This is a genomic window from Achromobacter sp. MFA1 R4 (genome assembly GCF_900156745.1).
Taxonomy (GTDB): Bacteria; Pseudomonadota; Gammaproteobacteria; order Burkholderiales; family Burkholderiaceae_B; genus Achromobacter.
Window position 1 is genome coordinate 300,133 of the sequence record NZ_LT707065.1, and the last position, 15,586, is coordinate 315,718.

Annotated in this window: 10 protein-coding genes and 2 rRNA genes; 4 read left to right on the forward strand and 8 right to left on the reverse strand. The window is 61.4% G+C overall.

The features are described 5' to 3' along the window. Positions 1-95: 95 nt before the first annotated feature. From BXA00_RS01290 to BXA00_RS01300, 3 genes are all read right to left on the reverse strand, one after another. Positions 96-2,980: ribosomal RNA gene (locus tag BXA00_RS01290) — 23S ribosomal RNA — on the reverse strand. A 342-nt stretch (positions 2,981-3,322) separates the two neighbouring features. Continuing rightward, a 16S ribosomal RNA gene (locus BXA00_RS01295) occupies positions 3,323-4,853 on the reverse strand. The 16S and 23S rRNA genes sit together here, the layout of an rRNA operon. A gap of 836 nt (positions 4,854-5,689) precedes the next feature. Further along, the gene (locus tag BXA00_RS01300; protein ID WP_231952185.1) at positions 5,690-5,986 is read right to left on the reverse strand and encodes a hypothetical protein; all 297 of its coding nucleotides are present in this window, start codon (positions 5,984-5,986) and stop codon (positions 5,690-5,692) included. Between the two features lie 147 nt (positions 5,987-6,133). Between BXA00_RS01300 and BXA00_RS01305 the strand changes: the two genes are divergently transcribed. Beyond that, a complete protein-coding gene (locus BXA00_RS01305; RefSeq protein WP_076515561.1) occupies positions 6,134-7,057 on the forward strand; it encodes a LysR substrate-binding domain-containing protein in 924 nt (307 codons plus the stop codon). Positions 7,058-7,144: 87 nt separating this feature from the next. Here the strand turns inward: BXA00_RS01305 and BXA00_RS01310 are convergent, their stop codons facing one another. Continuing rightward, positions 7,145-8,662: an acetyl-CoA hydrolase/transferase family protein gene (locus BXA00_RS01310; RefSeq protein ID WP_076515562.1), complete on the reverse strand. Its 1,518-nt coding sequence runs from the start codon at positions 8,660-8,662 to the stop codon at positions 7,145-7,147. A 246-nt stretch (positions 8,663-8,908) separates the two neighbouring features. On the opposite strand from BXA00_RS01310, the gene BXA00_RS01315 reads away from it, so the two are divergent. Beyond that, on the forward strand, positions 8,909-9,835 hold the full coding sequence (locus BXA00_RS01315; RefSeq protein ID WP_076515564.1) for a LysR family transcriptional regulator: 927 nt from the start codon (positions 8,909-8,911) through the stop codon (positions 9,833-9,835). Between the two features lie 226 nt (positions 9,836-10,061). After that, on the forward strand, positions 10,062-12,476 hold the full coding sequence (locus tag BXA00_RS01320) for a DUF3772 domain-containing protein (RefSeq protein ID WP_076515565.1): 2,415 nt from the start codon (positions 10,062-10,064) through the stop codon (positions 12,474-12,476). Positions 12,477-12,508: 32 nt separating this feature from the next. Here the strand turns inward: BXA00_RS01320 and BXA00_RS01325 are convergent, their stop codons facing one another. The 3 genes from BXA00_RS01325 to BXA00_RS01335 form a co-directional block, all read right to left on the reverse strand. After that, entirely contained in the window at positions 12,509-13,189 is a 681-nt protein-coding gene (locus BXA00_RS01325; RefSeq protein ID WP_076515567.1) for a hypothetical protein, read from the reverse strand. 44 nt (positions 13,190-13,233) lie between these two features. Next, positions 13,234-13,710 (reverse strand): hypothetical protein, encoded by a 477-nt coding sequence (locus BXA00_RS01330; RefSeq protein WP_076515568.1) that lies wholly within the window; start codon positions 13,708-13,710, stop codon positions 13,234-13,236. A gap of 403 nt (positions 13,711-14,113) precedes the next feature. Then, positions 14,114-14,506: a hypothetical protein gene (locus tag BXA00_RS01335; RefSeq protein ID WP_231952186.1), complete on the reverse strand. Its 393-nt coding sequence runs from the start codon at positions 14,504-14,506 to the stop codon at positions 14,114-14,116. Positions 14,507-14,604: 98 nt separating this feature from the next. Here BXA00_RS01335 and BXA00_RS01340 point away from each other — a divergent pair, with 98 nt between their 5' ends. Then, positions 14,605-14,895 carry an antibiotic biosynthesis monooxygenase gene (locus BXA00_RS01340; RefSeq protein WP_076515572.1) on the forward strand — a complete coding sequence of 97 codons (291 nt, stop codon included), beginning with the start codon at positions 14,605-14,607 and terminating at the stop codon, positions 14,893-14,895. Between the two features lie 76 nt (positions 14,896-14,971). On the opposite strand, the gene BXA00_RS01345 is transcribed toward BXA00_RS01340, so the two are convergent. Continuing rightward, positions 14,972-15,583, reverse strand: a complete 612-nt coding sequence (locus BXA00_RS01345; RefSeq protein ID WP_092579092.1) for a PolC-type DNA polymerase III — start codon at positions 15,581-15,583, stop codon at positions 14,972-14,974. Positions 15,584-15,586: the final 3 nt, after the last annotated feature.

Sequence of the window (15,586 nt, forward strand, 5' to 3'; positions counted from 1 at the left end):
TAATTGATGTTGGCTGGCTGCTGACGGGGCAGCCAGTAATTTGTATTGAACGACACTTGGAACGCTATACACCAGGTCATAACCATCAGTGTTATAGGATCAAGCCTCACGGGCAATTAGTATCGGTTAGCTTAACGCATTACTGCGCTTCCACACCCGACCTATCAACGTCCTGGTCTCGAACGACCCTTCAGGGGGATCAAGTCCCCGGGATACCTAATCTTCAGACGAGTTTCCCGCTTAGATGCCTTCAGCGGTTATCTCTTCCGTACTTAGCTACCCGGCAATGCCATTGGCATGACAACCGGTACACCAGAGGTACGTCCACTCCGGTCCTCTCGTACTAGGAGCAGGCTCCGTCAAGTATCCAACGCCCACGGCAGATAGGGACCAAACTGTCTCACGACGTTTTAAACCCAGCTCACGTACCTCTTTAAATGGCGAACAGCCATACCCTTGGGACCGGCTACAGCCCCAGGATGAGATGAGCCGACATCGAGGTGCCAAACACCGCCGTCGATATGAACTCTTGGGCGGTATCAGCCTGTTATCCCCAGAGTACCTTTTATCCGTTGAGCGATGGCCCTTCCATTCAGAACCACCGGATCACTATGTCCTGCTTTCGCACCTGTTCGACTTGTCAGTCTCACAGTCAAGCACGCTTATGCCATTGCACTATCAGCACGATTTCCGACCGTACCTAGCGTACCTTCGAACTCCTCCGTTACACTTTGGGAGGAGACCGCCCCAGTCAAACTGCCCACCATGCACTGTCCCCGATCCGGATAACGGACCAAGGTTAGAACCGCAAACAAACCAGGGTGGTATTTCAAGGATGGCTCCACGTGATCTGGCGACCACGCTTCAAAGCCTCCCACCTATCCTACACAGGCCGGTTCACAGTCCAATGCAAAGCTACAGTAAAGGTTCATGGGGTCTTTCCGTCTAGCCGCGGGTAGATTGCATCATCACAAACACTTCAACTTCGCTGAGTCTCAGGAGGAGACAGTGTGGCCATCGTTACGCCATTCGTGCAGGTCGGAACTTACCCGACAAGGAATTTCGCTACCTTAGGACCGTTATAGTTACGGCCGCCGTTTACCGGGGCTTCGATCAAGAGCTTGCACCCCATCACTTAACCTTCCGGCACCGGGCAGGCGTCACACCCTATACGTCGACTTTCGTCTTTGCAGAGTGCTGTGTTTTTAATAAACAGTCGCAGCCACCGATTCTCTGCGACCCCATCATGCTAAGCGCGCAGGCGCTTCACACTACCGGGGTATACCTTCTCCCGAAGTTACGGTATCAATTTGCCGAGTTCCTTCTCCTGAGTTCTCTCAAGCGCCTTGGAATATTCATCCCGTCCACCTGTGTCGGTTTGCGGTACGGTCTCGTACAGCTGAAGCTTAGAGGCTTTTCTTGGAACCACTTCCAATCACTTCGCAAGCAATGCTCGCTCGTGCCACACCCTTGATTTACGCGCCCGGATTTGCCTAAGCGCCATCTTCGATGCAGCAACAGGGACATCCAACACCCTGATGATCTTCCGCGATCCGTCCCCCCATCGCACTGTACGACGGTGCTGGAATATTAACCAGCTTCCCATCAGCTACGCATCTCTGCCTCGCCTTAGGGGCCGACTCACCCTGCGCCGATGAACGTTGCGCAGGAAACCTTGGACTTACGGCGAGGGGGCTTTTCACCCCCTTTATCGCTACTCATGTCAGCATTCGCACTTCTGATACCTCCAGCAGCCTTTACAAGCCACCTTCGCAGGCTTACAGAACGCTCTCCTACCGCGTGCACTAAAAGTGCACACCCGCAGCTTCGGTTTATCGCTTAGCCCCGTTACATCTTCCGCGCAGGACGACTCGATCAGTGAGCTATTACGCTTTCTTTAAAGGATGGCTGCTTCTAAGCCAACCTCCTGACTGTCTATGCCTTCCCACTTCGTTTCCCACTTAGCGATAATTCGGGACCTTAGCTGGCGGTCTGGGTTGTTTCCCTCTTGAGTCCGGACGTTAGCACCCGGTGCTCTGTCTCCCAAGCTGTACTTGCGGGTATTCGGAGTTTGCCATAGTTTGGTAAGTCGCCATGACCCCCTAGCTATAACAGTGCTCTACCCCCCGCAGTAATACTTGAGGCACTACCTAAATAGTTTTCGGAGAGAACCAGCTATTTCCAGATTTGTTTAGCCTTTCACCCCTATCCACAGCTCATCCCCTAATTTTTCAACATTAGTGGGTTCGGTCCTCCAGCACGTGTTACCGTGCCTTCAACCTGGCCATGGATAGATCATCTGGTTTCGGGTCTACACCCAGCGACTGAATCGCCCTATTCGGACTCGCTTTCGCTACGGCTTCCCTATTCGGTTAACCTTGCCACTGAATGTAAGTCGCTGACCCATTATACAAAAGGTACGCAGTCACCCCACAAGGAGGCTCCTACTGTTTGTATGCATACGGTTTCAGGATCTATTTCACTCCCCTTCCGGGGTTCTTTTCGCCTTTCCCTCACGGTACTGGTTCACTATCGGTCGATCACGAGTATTTAGCCTTGGAGGATGGTCCCCCCATCTTCAAACAGGATTTCACGTGTCCCGCCCTACTTGTCTTACGCTTAGTTCCACACACAAAATTTCATCTACAGGGCTATCACCTGCTACGGCCGGACTTTCCATTCCGTTCGATTATCTTGCGTGCTAAAACGTAAAGGCTCTTCCGATTTCGCTCGCCACTACTTTCGGAATCTCGGTTGATTTCTTTTCCTCGAGCTACTGAGATGTTTCAGTTCACCCGGTTCGCTTCCACTAGCCTATGTATTCAGCTAGGGATACTGCATTGCTGCAGTGGGTTTCCCCATTCGGATATCTGCGGATCAAAGCTTGTTTGCCAGCTCCCCGCAGCTTTTCGCAGGCTACTACGTCCTTCATCGCCTGTGATCGCCAAGGCATCCACCATATGCACTTAGTCGCTTGATCCTATAACGCTGTAGGCTATAGGACCTGAGTATTAGCGTTTGTGCCGTTCATAAGTTTCAAAGCAGTCTGAGGCTTATCACCCCAGTCTTGAGAACTTGGAACAAAATTAATGCAATCACAACCCGTGCCCATCTTCATCAGCAGCGCTGATTACTTGATGAACACATTTTCGTTGTGCTTCTTCCAGATTGTTAAAGAACAAATGTAGCTGTTGGGTAAAACCCAACTGATAGCGCTGCAAGCAGCGCTATCAGTTAGTTTCTACGCTGCGCCAAATACATGACGCCAGCCACAACAAACAACCGATAAGAGTGGACGCTTAACACGAGCACATAAGCTCTGAAAGGAGGTGATCCAGCCGCACCTTCCGATACGGCTACCTTGTTACGACTTCACCCCAGTCATGAATCCTACCGTGGTAATCGCCCTCCTTGCGGTTAGGCTAACTACTTCTGGTAAAACCCACTCCCATGGTGTGACGGGCGGTGTGTACAAGACCCGGGAACGTATTCACCGCGACATGCTGATCCGCGATTACTAGCGATTCCGACTTCACGCAGTCGAGTTGCAGACTGCGATCCGGACTACGATCGGGTTTCTGGGATTGGCTCCCCCTCGCGGGTTGGCGACCCTCTGTCCCGACCATTGTATGACGTGTGAAGCCCTACCCATAAGGGCCATGAGGACTTGACGTCATCCCCACCTTCCTCCGGTTTGTCACCGGCAGTCTCATTAGAGTGCCCTTTCGTAGCAACTAATGACAAGGGTTGCGCTCGTTGCGGGACTTAACCCAACATCTCACGACACGAGCTGACGACAGCCATGCAGCACCTGTGTTCCGGTTCTCTTGCGAGCACTACCAAATCTCTTCGGCATTCCAGACATGTCAAGGGTAGGTAAGGTTTTTCGCGTTGCATCGAATTAATCCACATCATCCACCGCTTGTGCGGGTCCCCGTCAATTCCTTTGAGTTTTAATCTTGCGACCGTACTCCCCAGGCGGTCAACTTCACGCGTTAGCTGCGCTACCAAGGCCCGAAGGCCCCAACAGCTAGTTGACATCGTTTAGGGCGTGGACTACCAGGGTATCTAATCCTGTTTGCTCCCCACGCTTTCGTGCATGAGCGTCAGTGTTATCCCAGGAGGCTGCCTTCGCCATCGGTGTTCCTCCGCATATCTACGCATTTCACTGCTACACGCGGAATTCCACCTCCCTCTGACACACTCTAGCTCGGTAGTTAAAAATGCAGTTCCAAAGTTAAGCTCTGGGATTTCACATCTTTCTTTCCGAACCGCCTGCGCACGCTTTACGCCCAGTAATTCCGATTAACGCTTGCACCCTACGTATTACCGCGGCTGCTGGCACGTAGTTAGCCGGTGCTTATTCTGCAGGTACCGTCAGTTTCCCAGGGTATTAGCCCGGGACGTTTCTTTCCTGCCAAAAGTGCTTTACAACCCGAAGGCCTTCATCGCACACGCGGGATGGCTGGATCAGGGTTTCCCCCATTGTCCAAAATTCCCCACTGCTGCCTCCCGTAGGAGTCTGGGCCGTGTCTCAGTCCCAGTGTGGCTGGTCGTCCTCTCAAACCAGCTACGGATCGTCGCCTTGGTGAGCCGTTACCCCACCAACTAGCTAATCCGATATCGGCCGCTCTAATAGTGCAAGGTCTTACGATCCCCTGCTTTCCCCCGAAGGGCGTATGCGGTATTAGCTACGCTTTCGCGTAGTTATCCCCCGCTACTAGGCACGTTCCGATACATTACTCACCCGTTCGCCACTCGCCACCAGACCGAAGTCCGTGCTGCCGTTCGACTTGCATGTGTAAGGCATCCCGCTAGCGTTCAATCTGAGCCAGGATCAAACTCTTCAGTTTAATCTCTGTATTTGTTTCGTATTCTTGGTCCGTTTTGACTTACGCCAATCCAAACCAGGTCATACGTCGCTACTCAAAGGAAGTGAGGTATGTTCTTAAACTTGACGTCTAAGGTACTTCACTTCTAGTGAGCACTTGATTTCTTGTGCTTGCGATTAAGGCCGAAACCCAAACCGCTGCACTCGCATCAAGCGCCCACACTTATCGGTTGTTTAATTGTTAAAGAGCGGGTACTGCTAAATTCTGTACTGCTTCTGCTTTCAACTTCGGCCAACTTCGCTTTCGCGCCGTCGCTGCCGTTGCAGCAGAGAAACGAGATTATGAAGAAGTTTTTATCGCTTGTCAAGTCGGCGTCGTTTTTAACTTCGCTTTCTTGTTGCGACCCCTTCAGGTCTCGCCAGGGCTTTCGCCCTGCCTTAGCAGCTATCGAAACATCAGGGTAAACCCTGAATTTTCAGCAACTGCCAAGCCCGAAACTATAGCACAATTTTTGCAGATCTTGCAACTGGCTTCTGCCTGATTTGCGTCGATCCTTGCAATAACCACTTGACGATCATGACTGATTGCCTTCGCGGCAGGCGGTGGTGGGTTGCCCCGTCCGCCTGTTGCACCTACTTGGCTTCGCGGTTCGGAACTACGTGAACTGCGAAGGAGCGAGACTATAGCACAGTTTTTCTGGCTGTCATGTGCGTGTCGCAAATCGCCTGAGAGGTTGGCAGCGTTGGGCGGCGTGCGCTGCCCGTTCTCTATCGCTCTCTATATAAGAGGGATAACGGGGCAACTGGCAGCGACCGCTGCGCGTAGTTGGGTTCGGGGGGCCGCAACGCGCAGAGGAGTCACCAGCGTATGTAGTCGGCGTTGCGCAGGCGTTCCAGTTGCCGGCGCACGATCGATTCATTGATCAGCCATGGCGGCGCGCCTACATCTTCGAGCAGGCGTGGTTCGATGTCCACGGCGAGATTGCGGATCCGGGCTGCGTTGCGGTGTTGGCGGTACGCTTGCCAAAGTCGGGAGAGGAGGCTTTGGTCGGGCTCGTACGTTGACGCGAGTATGGCCGGATCCGGCGACGTGGGCTTGGGCATCGAGGCCGTCGAACCCAAGGGGGCTGACGCCATAAATGGTTGCGCGGTCATAACGGGCTCCTTTTGCAATTCCGTTTTGGTAAGAGTATTCGCCCAATGCCGCGCTGAAAATCCAATTGTTTTGGCATGATCGGTAAGCTACGATGACCAAACCGATCCCGGTCCGGATTGCCAGATAGATACGAATGAAGGTTCGCCGTGCGATTACCCCTTAATACCCTCCCCGCCTTTCGCGTCGTGGCCGAGTTGCAAAACCTGCGCGCCGCGGCGGAACGGTTGCATCTGACGCACAGTGCGGTCAGCCAGCAAATCAAAGTGCTTGAGGAACAGCTTGGCTTTCCCTTGTTCGAGCGCAGCGGGCGCGGCATCGTGCTGAATTCCGCGGGCGCTGCGCTGTTGTGCAGCGTGCAAGGCGCGATGGCGCTGCTCGATGAGGGACTGATGGCGGCGAACGCGGCGGCGACGGGCAGCGAGCAGCGGCTGCGGGTGTCGGTGCTGCCGTCGTTCGCACAACGCTGGCTGTTGCCCCGCATGGCGCGCTGGCGCGCCCGGCATCCGGGCGTGGCGTTGGAGATCGAGACGTCCCAGAACGTGGTGGATCTGTTGCGGGACGGCTTTCATGCGGCGCTGCGGTTTGGCCGCGGACCGTGGGCCGGGGTGGCGTCGGAGCCGCTCTTTGACGTGCCGTTGCCGTTGATCGTTCTGGCGTCGCCGGAGACCATGGCCGCCCTGCCCGACGATACGCCCGCGACGCTGGCGCGCCAGCCTTTGCTGGGCGAGCGGGAGTTATGGCAGCACTGGTTCACCGCGGCGGGGTTTCCCACACCGGTCACGCCTGTCGCGTCTTTCAATGATGCGGGAATGATGCTGCAGGCCGCCGAACAGGGATTGGGCATCACCTTGGGTCGGCAACTGCTGGCGGCGGACGCGCTGTGCGCGGGGAGGCTCGTGCAGGTGTCGCCCGTCACCGTGCAGTATGAGCTGGCGCAGACCTATCACCTGGTTTATCTGCCCAGTCTGCGGGACTGGGCCCCGCTTGCCGCGTTCAAGCAGTGGCTGCGGGACGAGCTGGAGATGTCGCGGCAGACACTGGTGACAGGGAAACCCGAAGGCGAGGCTTAGGCCTGGGATTGGGCAAAAAAAAGTAAGGCAGCTTGCGGCGGCCTTACCCAAATCGAAACGCGGCGGCAGTAAACCTTCAAGCGTGCGTCAGGCCGCTTTGCGCGCGGATGCGGCGACCGGCTGCATCGAATCCGTTTCGTTGAAGCGCTGGTGCCAGGAGAAGGCTTCTTCCAGCAGGTGCGGCGTCTGGCCGCCGCGTTCGCAGGCGCGGTCGAAATAGTCTTGCAGCGCGTCCCGGTACGACGGATGCACGCAGTGCTGGATGATGGCCCGCGCCCGCTCGCGAGGCGCGAGGCCCCGCAGGTCGGCCAGGCCGCATTCGGTCACCAGGACGTCGACGTCGTGCTCGGTGTGATCCACATGGGACACCATCGGCACCACGCTGGAGATGTCGCCGTTCTTGGCCATGGACTTCGAGACGAAGATCGCAAGATGGGCGTTGCGGGCGAAATCGCCGGAACCGCCGATGCCGTTCATCATGTGCGTGCCGCCGACGTGCGTCGAATTCACATTGCCGTAGATATCGAATTCCAGCGCCGTGTTGATGGCGATGATGCCCAGCCGGCGCACGATCTCGGGCGCGTTGCTGATTTCCTGCGGGCGCAGCACGATGCGTTGGCGGTAGTGCTCCATGTTCGCGAGGATCTTTTCGTAGACGGGCTTGGACACCGTGATGGACGACGCCGAAGCGAAGGCCAGCTTGCCCTGGTCGAGCAACTCGATGGCGCTGTCCTGCAGGACTTCGGAGTACATCGTCAGGTTCTCGAAACCGGACGATTCGAAGCCGTGCAGCACCGCGTTGGCGATGGTGCCGATGCCTGCCTGCAAGGGCAGCAGCGCATTGGTCAGACGCCCGGCAGTCACCTCGCGGCGCAGGAAGTCGTTGATGTGCCCCGCGATCGCGTTGGTCTCGGCGTCGGGCGGCAGCGCGTTGGACGGGCTGTCGGGTTCCTGCGTGATGACGATGGCGGCGATCCTGGCGGGGTCGACCTGAATGCAGGGCTGGCCGATGCGCTGGTCCACCGACACCAGGCCGATCGGCTGGCGCGTGGGGCGATCGCCCGGGATGTAGATGTCATGCAGCCCTTCGATCTCCGCGGGCACGCTCATGTTCAGCTCCACGATGATCTTGTCCGCCTGTTGCACGAAGGACGCGGAATTGCCCACCGACATCGTCGGCACGATGGCGCCGGACTCGGTGATGGCGGCGGCCTCGATGATGGCCACGTTGATCGGGCCGAGGTGGCCCGCGCGCAACTGTTCCACCGTCTCCGAGAGGTGCTGGTCGATGAAGGCGATTTCGCCCTGGTTGATCTTGCGGCGCAGAGTCGTGTCGACCTGGAACGGCAGGCGGCGAGCCAGCGCGTTGGCCTGCGCGAGCAGCTTGTCGGTGTCGTGGCCGAGCGAAGCGCCGGTGATCAGCGTGATGGACAAGGGTTCGCGCTCGGCGCAGGCCGCCAGCGCGGCCGGGACGGACTTACAGTCGCCGGCCCGGGTGAATCCGCTCATTCCAACGGTCATTCCGTCCTGAACCAGTAGCGCCGCCTGTTCGGCGGACGTGATCCTGGCATGCAGCTCAGGGTTGCGAATACGGTCCAGATGCATGGTGTCTCCAAATTCAAAGGCCTGCGGCTTGCGGCCGGGCGCGGCGTTGCCGCCTTGAGCGCCCGGGCACCGTCTGACGCGGCGTTTCCCGAGGTCCCACGGGCCGCGGATACGGTCGGTGGGACGATTTTTCGGCAGTATAGGAAGGCGGGCTCAAATCTCGTAATGACTTAAAATCATCTAAACAAGTCGTTTTTTTCATCATTTGAATTTTTCTCGCGCAATGCGCGAAGGACCCGCCCCGACATGGATGTGCGCGCGTTGCGGTATTTCGTGGAAACCGTCAGGCATGCCAGCTTCACGCAGGCCGCCAAAGCCCTGTTCGTCACGCAATCCACCGTGAGCAAAATGATCCGGCAACTGGAGGAAGAAGCCGGCACCCCGCTGCTGATCCGAGATGGGCATACCGCGCGCCCCACCGACACGGGCCGTGTCATGTACCTGCGCGGCCTGCAAGTGCTGGAGACGATGCGGCAGCTTTCGGAAGAACTGCGCCAGACCGCTGAACTCGGCCGCGGGTCGCTGGAGGTCGGCATCCCGCCGATGATCAATCTGCTGTTCACGCCGGTGGTCAAGCGATTCCGCGAGTTGCATCCGGGGATTCATCTGACGCTGCGCGAAGGGACCGGCCAGGCGGTGGAGAGCCTGGTGGCCAGCGGGGAACTGGAGATTGGCGCCACCATCCTGCCCGTCGCACCCGATGGCGGGCTGGCCGCGCAGGCGTTCGGCAGCTACCCGATCTGGGTGATCGGGCCGCCCGACGCGCCATGGGCCGGAAAGACGTCGCTGCCCCTGAGCGCGCTGCGCGAGGCGCGGCTGCTGATACCCACCGACGACTTCGCCATCACGCGCCGCTTGCGCCAGGCATTTGCAGACGCGGGCTTTCAGCCGGGCATTGCCGCGCAGAGCGCGCATTGGGATTTCCTGGTGGCGATGGCGTCGGCCGGACTGGGCGTGGCCCTGCTGCCCGAGCCGCTGATGCAGCGGATGAAGACCCGTGGCCTCAGCACCGCCAAGCTGGCCAAGTCCGGCATGCAATGGGAAGTGGGACATATCTGGCTGCAGTCGGGCTACCTGTCCTTTGCGGCCCGGGCGTGGCTGGAGGTGTGCGACGCCGTGCTGGGCAAGCCCCGGCATCGGGCCGCGCGCGGTTCCCAACGCCCGTCAAGTTGAATCCAAACGTTGGCCGCGTAAACAGGGGTTGCGCAGCCGGGCATGGCCTGCCGCGCGGCGGGCGGTGCCGTGGCAATCCGCCCCCGTTTTATCGGCCTGCGGGCTCGGCCATTGGAGCGCGCCCACCGGCCTGAAAATACAGGGACACAACACCAGTTTTTGTTGCAACGCGCAGGCCGGGGCCTTGCTATGCTGCCGCCTCGACGCGAGCCACTCGTCCAGGACCATGATCCCGACAACGCCTTCTTTGCTTACGCGCGCCCGCCAGGTCCGCGCCCCCAACCTGGCGGCGCTGCTTGCAGCGCTGCTGCTGGCGTTCTGCTTTCTGCCCGCCTTCGCGGCGCCGCCCGCCACGCCGGTCGATACCGAGGCCGTGCTTGCCGCCGCGCGCAAGCAGATCGACGATATCCGCAAGCAGATTCCCGACGTCACCGACGATGCCGTCCTCCTCAAACAGCGCGGGGAGGCCTTGGATATCCAGTCCAAGGCGGACGCCGCCACGGAGGCGCTGACGCCGCAACTGGCCAGCGTGACGGCGCGGCTGAGCGAATTGGGCACGCCGCCGGAGGGCGCCAAGGAAGCGCCCGACGTGGCGGCGCAGCGGGCGCAGCTTGAAAAGAACAGCCGCGCGCTGGACGCGCAGCTCAAGCTGGCCAGGCTGCTGTCGGTGGACGCCGGCCAGACGGCCGAGCAGATCTCGGCGCAGCGACGCAAGCAGTTCCAGGCCCGCCTTGGCGAACGGCGCGATTCCTTTCTGTCCGGCCAGTTCTGGGCCGAATTCCGCCAGGAGTTTCCGCGCGACCTGCAGCGGCTGGAGGCGCTGCGCAGTGACCTGTCGACCGCAGTGGGACAGACGCCCAAGTGGGGCTGGCTGCTGCTGGCCGCTGCCGCCGGCCTGGCGATTGCGCTGCGCGTGTGGGTAGGCCGATACCTGCTGCAATTGACCGCGACGCGCGTGCCGCCGGGGCGCCTGCGCCGCTCCTTCCTGGCGGTGGCGCTCGTGGCGCTGTCGGTCGCCACGCCGGGTGTGATCGCCCTGCTGATCCAGGCCGGCCTGGACTGGAGATCGCAGTTGTCGGATCGCACCGATTCGCTGGTGACCAACCTGGTGGCCACGGTCTGTTTCGGCGGCTTCGTCTCCGGGATGGGCTATGCGCTGCTGTCCACGCATCGACCTACCTGGCGTTTGCCCCCCGTCAGCGACATCGTGGCGAACCGGCTGCGCTGGCTGCCCGGCGCGCTGGGCGTGCTGGTGGTGCTGATCTGGCTTGCCGAGGGGCTGCCGGTCCTGTTGGACGCAAGCCTGACGACGACGATCACGTTGACGGGCATGGTCGCCGTGCTGAGCATGGCGATGCTTGCCGCCGTGCTGGCGATCAGCCGCCGCCTGCGCCGCCAGGTCATGCAGGACAGCGAGACGCCGGTGCCGTTGTGGGTTTCCCTGATGCTGGCCGCCGTCTGGACCGTGCTGATCGTCAGCCTTGCGAGCCTGCTGGCGGGCTACGTGGCGTTTGGCAGTTTCCTGGTCAAGCAGGTGCTGTGGGTGCTGATCGTGCTGGCATCGGCGTATCTGGCCTCGACGCTGATCGAGGATGGTTTCAGCACGCTGCTGGGCACCTCGCATCGCGAGGGCGGCGACGGCGAAGGGCCCAGCATGCGCGACCAGGCGGCGGTGCTGCTGTCGGGCCTGGGACGCGTGGCGATCGCGCTGCTTGCCATCATCCTGGTGCTGGCGCCGTTCGGCGAGGCGCCGATGGACCTGGTGCAGCGCTTCGACCAGCTCCGCAAGGGCCTGGCCATCGGCGAGGCGCAGATCCGGCCCGGCGCGGTGCTGCAGGCGCTGATCGTGCTGGCGCTCTCGCTGCTGGGCGTGAAGATGCTCAAGCGCTGGCTGTCCCACCGCTATCTTCCGACGACGGAGCTGGACCCGGGAATGCAGTTGTCGGCGGCGACCCTGTTCGGCTATGGCGGGTTCGTGGTTGCGGTGGCGCTGTCGCTTTCGGCCGCGGGTATCGGCCTGGAGCGCGTGGCCTGGATCGCCAGCGCGCTGTCGGTGGGTATCGGCTTTGGCTTGCAGGCCGTCGTGCAGAACTTCGTGTCGGGCCTGATTCTTCTGGCGGAGCGTCCGGTGAAGGTCGGCGACTGGGTGTCGCTGGGCGGCGTCGAAGGCGACATCCTGCGCATCAATGTGCGCGCCACCGAGATCCAGATGGGCGACCGGTCCACGGTGATCGTGCCCAATTCTGAATTCGTGACGAAGACGGTGCGCAACGTCACGCGGTCCAATCCGCTGGGTTTGGTGCAGATCAAACTGCCCATGCCCCTGTCCACGGACGCCGAACGGGTGCGCGAACTGATGCGGCAGGCCTTTGCGGATCACGAGGACGTGCTGGAGTCGCCGGCGCCCGACGTATTTCTGGACGGCATCGACGCTGGCCATCTGATCTTCAACGCAAGGGGCTACGTGTCGTCCCCCCGCGCGGCGTATGGCGTGCGCAGCGCGTTGCTGTTCACGGTGCTAAAGCGCCTGGACGAAGCCGGGCTGGAGGTATCGTCTCCGCCCACGATGCTGCTCGCGACGGCGCCGGAACCCGCGCAGGCGCCTGCCCCCGCGGCGGTTCCGCCGCCCGCCACGACCTAGGCCCCCCGCGGGACCGCCGGCGCCTCGCTTCCTTAGCCTGGCGTATACAGGTCTGCGAACTGCTGCCGTTCCAGGCGCGGATTACGCAGGGGCGGCGCGGTCAGCGCCGCGCTGCGCGCGGACACGACGGGAGCGCCCTGGGTGATGGGCACCTGGGGTTGCGCGGGCGCGGAGCGCGCCGTTTGTATCGGCGGCGGCGCGACCTGGGCCACCGCCCCGCTGTCGAACCGGTGGTCCGCCGTCGTCAAAGCGGGGTTGGTGCACAGCCCCTGCGCCACCAGCGCCGCCTTGGTGCGGTCGTCGGTCTGGCACAGGATGTCGATGGCCGCCGTCTCCAGCCGCCGCGAGCGGTCCGCGTCCTTGGTGGACGCCGCCGCCTGCATGGTTCGCTCGAAGTTGCGGCGCAGGCTGCATTTCTGGTCTTCGATCGGAATCGCGACGTTCATGCCGAAGCCCACCACGGAGCCGCCGCCGCCGGCGGACACCATGCAGCTGTCGGAAGAGAACGAGCCGTAGAAGCTTTGGCCGCCCACGGGCGGCGCGCTGCGCAAAGTGCTGGTGCCGCTGTTGCTGGAGTTCAGTGTGATGCCCTGGTTATTGCCCGCGTTGGTCGCGCCTGACGACGCCGATGTCGTGGAGCTGGAGGTACTGGTCTGCGCCCCGGCCGACGCGGCGACGAGCGACAGGGAGATGGCTAAAACAATGGTCTTCATGATGTCCCCTCGCCCGGACGGCCGAAGCCGTCCGGATAATTGGGTCAGCGATTGAACCCGCCGACATGGCCCACCGAGCCGATGCCGTGTATCGACCCGAAAGCGCCGATATTCGCCGCGTGGAACGTTCCTGTCGCCGACGCACTCGTTTCCGTGCTGCCGAATGTTGCCCCGCCATTGGCGATGCTGTCGCCGACCATGATGGGCGCGTTGCCCGAAACATGGCCGTAGGACTCGCTGTTGGCGTATTGGCGCGTGCTGGTCACCACTTGCGTGCCGTCGCGACTGAAGCTTCCGCCGACCTCCGCGATGCCGCCCGTGCTGCCGAACGACGTCTGGCTCGATGAGCCGTAGCCGTTGACCTGGGTGGCCACCACGGAGCTGCCTGACGAGATGGATGTGGCGGTGCCGTTGATGGCGCCGGCATGCCCGGTGATCGAGCCTCCTACCTGACCCGGGCCGGTGGCGTAGGCCGATGCGGCAAACAATGACAACGCGGCGACTGCTGCGAGCTTTTTCATTTGAGCTCCTCCTGATCCGTCTGCACGGATGCACAGGTGCCGGAGACCGACCGGCGCGGACCGTTACTTCCCCGTGGGCTGCGCGCTTTCAGGGCGAGGCGCATGGGACTTTCGTAGTGGTACGGAATGATTGCGCCGCGGTAGGCAGATCGGTATCGGTTAAACGAACGACCGGGTCTTTCTGGAGGATGGACTCGCGCATGACACGAACCTGAAAGCGTAGAAAGCGGCCCGGCCTGGCCCGGCGTATGGCCGAGGCGGGCGGCATGACAACCCCGACTTGCAGCCAGGGCTTCAACTCAACGGATGGGACGATGCGTCCTACGCTCGCGCGTGATGCCTAACGCGCAAGGCGGAGGCAGAGGACGCGCAGCGGCTGCACGGAAAGGCCGCGCCGCGGCGGTCAGCCGCCCGCGCGTTCCCGTGCAATGCGCAGCAGCCAGCCGGTCTCGCGGCGGGCGAGCATCAGGTCGACGGCCACCAGGACCAGGAGGAATCCGCACTCGGCAAGTTCCAGATTGGCCAGCACCTGGTAGCTGGCCAAGAGCGCCATGCCGCAGACGCCGGCCAGATGCGCGGGCCAGGCCGGCGGCAGGCCCCGTTCGTCCCAGGGAGCGCCGCGCCGCAGACATAGCCAGGCGACGAGCGGCAGGCTGAGCATCGACAGCGGAATGTAGATGGCGATGGCCGACAACAGCACGTCAACCCCGAATTGCGTGTGCAGGAACAACGACATCAAGGCGATGCCGCCCACGCCGATGTACCAGAACAGGCGAACGGCAATGAGACGAGTCAAGGTGACGGCTCTGTGATTCATCGGTGGGGATGGAAACGGAAATTTCGGCCATACTACTCCCGGCCCTGCCCGCCCCACCTTCAATTGGAGACAAAGCCATGATTCAGGAGATTGCCAGCATCCACGTCCGCGAAGGACAGGAAGCGCTGTTCGAAGCCGGTGTTGCCCAGGCCAAGCCGCTCTTTCTGCGCGCCAAGGGATGCCACGGCATGGAACTGTACCGCAGCATCGAGCAGCCCCAGCGCTACACGCTGGTGGTGCAGTGGGAAACCGTGGAGAACCACATGGTGGATTTCCGCGAATCGGCCGACTTCCAGGAATGGCGCAAGCTGGTGGGCGGCTTTTTCGTCGAACCGCCCCAAGTGCATCACGAACAGCAAGTGATCTGACGCAGCGCGCCAGCCCCGGGCGCACGCCTGGGGTGGCGCCATCGCGACGGTTCGTCAGGCGCGGCTATTTTTCCCATCACGCCGCGGCCAGGCGCGCGCTGGCCGCCAGCGCCACCGCGACCGTGGTGCGCACGTCGGCCAAGGCCCGGTGCGTCGGCTGCGACGCGCCCACGTGCCGCGCCAGGATATCCAGCTTGTGCGACGGCAATTCCGGCCACGCGCGGCGCGCCAGCGCGAGCGTGCAATGGGTGGCGTTGGCGAACGGCAGGCCCGTCTGAAGGGCCGCCGCGCCGAGAAAGCGCCGGTCGAACGACGCGTTATGGAAGAACACCGGCAGGTCTTCCACGAACGCCAGAAAGGACGAAAAGGCCTGCGCCACGGGCACGCCGTCCCGATCGACCTCGGCCTGCGTGATGCCGGTGAGCCGGGATATGAAAGACGGGACGCGGCCGCAGGTGCGCACCACTTGCGTGTATTCGCGTTCCAGCGTGCCACCCGCGCCGACCCTTACTGCGGCGAATTCCAGGATTTCGCAGCTTGCGGTCGACAGGCCGGTGGTTTCCAGGTCGGCGACGACGAAGGGGCCGCCGAGCGCCTGCAGCGCCTGCGTCAATGCGGCCTGGGCGCGCGGGGCCGGCCGGGCGGGCGCGGCGTCGTTGGCGCGCGGCCGCCTGAAGAAATAGGTCATGGG

Coding starts and splice junctions, on each gene's coding strand:
- BXA00_RS01300 (WP_231952185.1), bottom strand. CDS start 5,986: ATGACCGCGCAACCATTTATGGCGTCAGCCCCCTTGGGTTCGACGGCC.
- BXA00_RS01310 (WP_076515562.1), bottom strand. CDS start 8,662: ATGCATCTGGACCGTATTCGCAACCCTGAGCTGCATGCCAGGATCACG.
- BXA00_RS01315 (WP_076515564.1), top strand. CDS start 8,909: ATGGATGTGCGCGCGTTGCGGTATTTCGTGGAAACCGTCAGGCATGCC.
- BXA00_RS01320 (WP_076515565.1), top strand. CDS start 10,062: ATGATCCCGACAACGCCTTCTTTGCTTACGCGCGCCCGCCAGGTCCGC.
- BXA00_RS01325 (WP_076515567.1), bottom strand. CDS start 13,189: ATGAAGACCATTGTTTTAGCCATCTCCCTGTCGCTCGTCGCCGCGTCG.
- BXA00_RS01330 (WP_076515568.1), bottom strand. CDS start 13,710: ATGAAAAAGCTCGCAGCAGTCGCCGCGTTGTCATTGTTTGCCGCATCG.
- BXA00_RS01340 (WP_076515572.1), top strand. CDS start 14,605: ATGATTCAGGAGATTGCCAGCATCCACGTCCGCGAAGGACAGGAAGCG.
- BXA00_RS01345 (WP_092579092.1), bottom strand. CDS start 15,583: ATGACCTATTTCTTCAGGCGGCCGCGCGCCAACGACGCCGCGCCCGCC.